Origin of the sequence: Streptomyces triticisoli, from assembly GCF_003270085.1 — a bacterium.
In the GTDB taxonomy this organism is placed as follows: domain Bacteria; phylum Actinomycetota; class Actinomycetes; order Streptomycetales; family Streptomycetaceae; genus Streptomyces; species Streptomyces triticisoli.
In genome coordinates this window covers 1-6,248 of the sequence record NZ_QFDQ01000260.1, presented here as the reverse complement: position 1 = coordinate 6,248, position 6,248 = coordinate 1, and the positions used below count along the sequence as shown (strand labels likewise).

2 protein-coding genes are annotated in these 6,248 nt (G+C 76.6%); both read left to right on the top strand.

The features are described 5' to 3' along the window. Positions 1–2,665 (top strand): non-ribosomal peptide synthetase (locus DEP02_RS29905; protein ID WP_117434541.1); only part of this gene is annotated, 2,665 nt, incomplete at its 5' end. 13 nt (positions 2,666–2,678) lie between these two features. Then, on the top strand, positions 2,679–6,248 hold a 3,570-nt coding region (locus DEP02_RS29900), incomplete at its 3' end, for a non-ribosomal peptide synthetase (protein ID WP_117434540.1).

Genomic DNA, 6,248 nt, shown 5'->3' with positions numbered 1-6,248 from the left:
CGCCGCCGGCGGCGAGCCGCGGCTGCCGCGGCGGCGGCCCTTCGCGGACTACGCCGCCTGGCTGGCCGGCCGGGACACCGCCGCTGCCGAGGAACACTGGAAGGCCGCCCTCGCCGGCTACGCCGCGCCCACCCCGCTGCCGTACGACCGCAGGCCCGCCCCCGGTGCCGCCGCCCGGTCGGGAACCTGGCTGTCGCGGCGGCTCGGCGCCGACGGCACGGCCCGGCTGACGGACTTCGCCCGCCGCCACCGGCTCACCCTCAACACGCTGGTGCAGGGCGCCTGGGCGCTGCTGCTGGCGCGCTTCGGCGGCGAGCGGGAGGTGTGCTTCGGCACCACCGTCTCCGGCCGGCCCACCAACCTGACGGGCGCGGACACGATCACCGGCCTGTTCATCACCACCCTGCCCGCGCGGGTCCCCGTGGACGAGTCCACGCCGTGCGCCGCGTGGCTGCGGGAGCTCCAGGCCGCCCGCGCGGAGGACCGGCGCTTCGACCACGTGCCGCTGACGGACCTGCACCAGTGGAGCGAACTGCCCCCGGGAACACCCCTGTTCGACAGCCTGCTGGTCTTCGAGAACTATCCCGTGGGCGACGCCACCGCCGGCGCGCACGGCGTGCGCATCCGGGACCTCGACGCCCGCGAGGCCACCAACTACCCGCTCACCGTGGTGGTCTCGCCCGGCGACGAGCTGGGCGTGGAACTCGGCTACGACCCCCGGTACTTCGACGAGACCACGGCCCACGCCCTGGCCGCCCGGCTGATGCACACCCTGACCGCCCTCGCCGCATCCGGTGACCGGGCGCCGTTGCACACGGTCGACGTGCTGCCGCCCGGTGAACGGCACCGAATGCTGCACGGCCCCGCACGCCCGCAGCTGCCGCCGGTGACCCCGGCGACGCTGCCCGCGCTGATCGAGGCCGCGGTCGACCGGTGGCCCGACCGGACGGCCCTCGACACGGGGGAGTCACTGCTGACCTTCGGCGAAGTGGAGGCACGCGCCGACCGGCTGGCGCACCGGCTCATCGCGCGCGGGGCCGGGCCCGGCGACATCATCGCGCTGGTCCTGCCGCGCTCGGCGGACATGGTCCTCGCCCAGCTCGCCGTGGCCAAGGCGGGCGCCGCCTTCCTCCCGGTGGACCCGGGCTACCCGGCCGAACGGGTCGCGCTGATGCTGCGCGACGCGGACCCCGCCGTCACCCTCACCGCCGAGGAGGTCGCCGGCCTGCTCGCGGCCCCGCCGGACGACGTTCCGGACCACCGGCCCACCGACGCCGACCGCGTCCGCCCGCTCCACCTCGACGACCCGGCGTACGTCATCTACACCTCCGGCTCCACCGGCACCCCCAAGGGCGTCGTCGTCACCCACCGCGGACTGGCAGGCTTCGCCGCCGCCGAGGCCGCGCACTACCAGGTCGGGCCGGGGGACAGGGTTCTGGCCTTCGCCACGCCCAGCTTCGACGCCTCCGTGCTGGAGCTGTGCATGTCCCTGCCGAGCGGCGCGGCCCTCGTCGTACCGCCGCCCGGCCCGCTGCTCGGCGCCGAACTGGCGGACGTCCTGCGCACCGCGCGCATCACGCACACCCTGTTGCCGCCCGCCGCACTCGCCACCCTCCCGCCGGACACCCCCGGCACCCTGCCGGACCTGCGCACCCTGATCGTCGGCGCGGACGCCTGCCGGGCCGAACTGGTCGCCCGGTGGGCACCGCACCACCGCATGGTCAACTCCTACGGACCCACCGAGGCGACCGTCGTCGCCACCTGGTCCGACCCGCTGGAACCGGACGGCACCGCGCCGCCCATCGGCCGCCCGCTGCCCGCCACCGGCGCCTACGTCCTCGACGCGCGCCTGCGCCCCGTCCCCGACGGCGTGCCCGGCGAACTGTGGCTCGCCGGACCGGCCCTGGCCCGCGGCTACCTGGGCCGCCCCGGCCTGACGGCGACCCGCTTCACCGCCGACCCCTTCGGACCGCCCGGCACCCGCATGTACCGCACCGGCGACCTGGTCCGGCGCGACGCCCGCGGCGAACTGCACTACCTGGGCCGCACCGACCACCAGCTCAAGCTGCGCGGCCACCGCATCGAGGCCGGCGAGGTGGAGACGGCCCTGGTACGCCACTCGGCGGTGCTGGACGCCGTGGTGAGCGTGCGGGAGGACGAACCGGGGCTGCCGCGCCTGGTGGCCCACCTGCTCCTCGCGCCCGGCGCCGAGCCGCCCGCCGGCGCGGAGCTGCGGGCCTTCGCCGCCCGCACCCTGCCCGGCCCCATGGTGCCCTCGGCCTTCGTGACGCTGGACCGCTTCCCGCTCACGGAGAGCGGCAAGACCGACCGGGCCGCGCTGCCCGCGCCCGGCCCTGAGACGCAGGAGCGGACCACCGGACACGTGCCGCCCCGCACACCCACCGAGGAGGCCCTGGCCGCCCTGTGGGAGGAGGCCCTGGAGATCACCGTGGGCGCCGAGGACGACTTCTTCGCCCTGGGCGGCGACTCCCTGCGCGCCCTGCTCATCGCCTCCCGCGCCAACGACACCTTCGGTGTGACCCTCACGCCCCGCGACGTCCTGGTCCACCGCACGGTCGCCGCCCTGGCGGACCTGGTGGAGGAACAGGTGCTGAGCGAACTCGAAGACGCCGCACGCGGCGACAGCGACCACGAAGAACGGTGAGGACCGGACGACCATGACGTCTTCGAAGCGAAACCGCGCCGAGGCCCTGCCGCAGGACCTCCAGGAAGTGCTCCGCCGCCGGCTCGCCGGACGGGCCGCCGGCACCCCCGGCGCCATCGCCCGGCAGGTCATCGGGCGGGCGGACCGCACTCGGCCGCTGCCGCTGTCCTTCGCCCAGCAGCGCCTGTGGTTCCTGGACCGGCTGCGCCCCGGCGACCCGCGCTACAACAGCGCGGTCGCGCTGCGCCTGACCGGACCCCTCGACCACACCGCCCTGTCCGGCGCGCTGGAGCACGTGGTGGGGCGGCACGAGGCGCTGCGCACCACGTTCCAGGAGACCGACGGCAGACCCGTGCAGACCGTGCACCCCGCCGGGCCGCTCCCGCTGCCCGTCCGCGACCTGACGGCCCCCGGCGACGGGCCGGCGGACCTGGACGCGGTCCTGCCGGCCGAGTACGAGCGTCCCTTCGACCTGCGGACCGGGCCGCTGCTGCGCGCCCTGCTGATACGGGAGTCGCACGACACGCACGTCCTGCTGCTGACGGCCCACCACATCGTCACCGACGGCTGGTCGATGGGCGTGCTGCTCCAGGAGCTGTGCGCCGCCTACGACGCCCTCGCGCGGGGCGCGGAGCCCGCGCTGCCGCCGGTGGCCACGCAGTACCCGGACTTCGCCGTCTGGCAGCGCGAGCAGCTGTCCGGAACCCGGCTGGAGCGCCAACTGGCGCACTGGAAGGAGCGGCTGTCCGGGGCGGTGGCGCCCGAGCTGCCGCTGGACCGGCCGCGCCGCGGCGAGGAGTCCGGCGCGGGCGCGGTGCACACCTTCACCGTCCCCGCGGCCACCACGGCCCGGCTCAAGCACCTCGCGGCCGAGCGGCACACCACGCTGTTCACCGCCCTGGTCGCCGCCTGCCAGGCCCTGCTGGCCCGCTGGTCCGGGCAGGACGACATCACCGTCGGCTCGCTGACCCCCGGACGCGGCCGCACCGACCTGGAACGGGCCGTCGGGTTCTTCGTCAACACCGTCGTGCTGCGCACCCGCGTCGAGACCGGCGGTTCCTTCCGCGATCTGCTCGCCGCCGCCGCGGACACCGTCAACGACGCCTTCGCGTACGGCGACACGCCGTTCGAGCGGCTGGTGGAGGCCGTCGGCGCGACCCGGGAGGCGGGCCGCAACCCCCTGTTCGACGTGATGGTCCTGCTGCACCCCGCGCCGCCCGCCGCACCCGACCCGCACGGCCTGGCCACCGCCCCGGTCACCGTGCCCCGGCGGGCCGCCACCTTCGACCTGAGCGTGGAGTTCGTCCCGGACGGAGACGGTCTCACCGGCCTGCTGGAGTACCGCACCGACCTGTTCGACGCGGCCACCGCCGAGCGCATGGCCGACCAGCTGCTGCGCCTGCTGGACGCCGCCGCCGCGGAGCCGGACCGGCCGCTGGGCACCCTGCCCCTGCTCTCGCCGCGACAGCTGGAGCAGGTCACCCGGGGCTGGAACGCGACCGCCCTGCCCGTTCCCGAGGACACCCTGCCCGAGCTGTTCGCGCGGCAGGCCGCCCGCACCCCGCACGCCACCGCCCTGGTCGCGGGGGACGTACGCCTGGACTACGCGACGCTCGACGCGCGAGCCGACCGTCTGGCCCGCCACCTGGCCGCGCGCGGCGCGGGCCCCGAGCGGCTGGTCGCCCTCAGGCTGCCGCGCACCGCCGACATGATCGTGGCGATCCTCGCCGTCTGGAAGGCCGGCGCCGGCTACCTGCCGCTGGACCCCGCCCTGCCCGAGGACCGGGTGCGGTTCCTGCTGGACGACGCGCGGCCGGCCCTCGTCCTGGACGAGGCCGCGCTGCGGAACCTGCCCGCCGCCGGTCCCACCGCCGCCGCCGGCCCGCTCACCCCGCCGGACCCCGACACCACCGCCTACGTCATCTACACCTCCGGCTCCACCGGCCGCCCCAAGGGCGTGGCCGTGGCGCACCGGTCCCTGGCGAACCTCCTGGCGGGCCACCGCGAGGGCTTCGTCGCCGAGGCGGGCGGCGGTCCGCTGCGGGTGGCGCTGACGGCGTCGTTCTCCTTCGACACCTCACTGGAGGGCGTGCTGCTGATGGCCGACGGCCACCCGCTGCACCTGGTCGACGAGACGACCCGGCTGGACGCCGCCGCGCTGGTCGAGTACGTCGTCGAGCACCGCATCGACTTCCTCGACCTGACCCCCACCCACCTGCGCCAACTGCTGCCCGCCGGACTGCTCGCCGACCCGCGCCACCACCCCCGGGTGCTGATGCTCGGCGGCGAGGCCGTCGGGCCCGGCCTGTGGCGGGAGCTGGCGGAGCGGCGGGACGTGGCCGCGTACAACTTCTACGGGCCCACCGAGTGCACGGTCGACGCCCTGGCCTGCCGCATCGAGGGCGACGGCCGCCCGACCGTGGGCCGGCCGCTCGCCAACGTGCGCGCCTACGTCCTCGACGACCGGCTGCAGCCCGTGCCGCCCGGAGTCGGCGGCGAGCTGTACCTGGCCGGCGTGCAACTGGCGCGAGGCTACGCGGGCCGGCCGGGGCTCACCGCCGCACGGTTCCTGCCCGACCCGTTCGGTCCGCCCGGCGCCCGCATGTACCGCACCGGCGACCTGGCCCGCTGGACCGCCGACGGACGCCTGGACTACCTGGGGCGCGCCGACGACCAGGTCAAGGTGCGCGGCCACCGCATCGAGCCCGGCGAGGTCGAGGCCGCCCTGACGGACCTGCCCGACGTCGCCGCCGCCGCGGTCGTCGCCGTCACCGACCCGCAGGGCCACACCCGGCTCGCCGCCTACCTCGTCCCCGCGGACCGCGACGCGCACCTCGCTCCGGGCGACGTGCGGGCGGCCTGCCGGCGCGTGCTGCCCGACCACATGGTGCCGTCCTCCTTCACCGTGCTCGACGCCCTGCCGACGACCGTCAGCGGCAAGGTCGACCGGCGTGCCCTGCCCGCCCCCGACCTCGGCGGCGGCGAGCGCGGCAAGGAGTTCGTCGCCCCGCGCACCCCCGAGGAGGAGACCCTCGCCCGCATCTGGGCCGAGGTGCTGGGCGTGCGCCGGGTCGGTGTGACGGACAACTTCTTCGAGCTGGGCGGCGACTCCATCCTCAGCATCCAGGCCGTCTCCCGCGCCCGCGCGGCCGGCCTGCACCTGACCTCGCGGGACGTCTTCCGCCACCAGACCGTCGCCGACCTCGCCGCTGCCGCGTCGGTGCGCACCGCCGGCGTGCCCGCGCCCCGGCGGCCGCGCGAGGAGGGCCCGGCGCCGCTGACTCCGGTCCAGGAGTGGTTCTTCGCCGCGCACGGCCCGCTGCGCCACTTCAGCATGTCGATGCTGCTGGACCTGCCGCACGACCTGGACGAGCGGGCCCTTCAGCGCGCCCTGGAGGCCCTGGCCGCCCACCACCCCGCGCTGCGCACCCGCTTCGCCCGCTCGGGGGGCACCTGGCGCCAGCACCCCGGCGACGGCCCGGTCACCGGCCTGCTCACCCGCCACGACCTCTCCCGCGCCGCCGACCGGGCGGCCGCCCGCGAGGAGGCCGCCGAGGCCGCCCGCGCCGCCCTCGACCCGGAG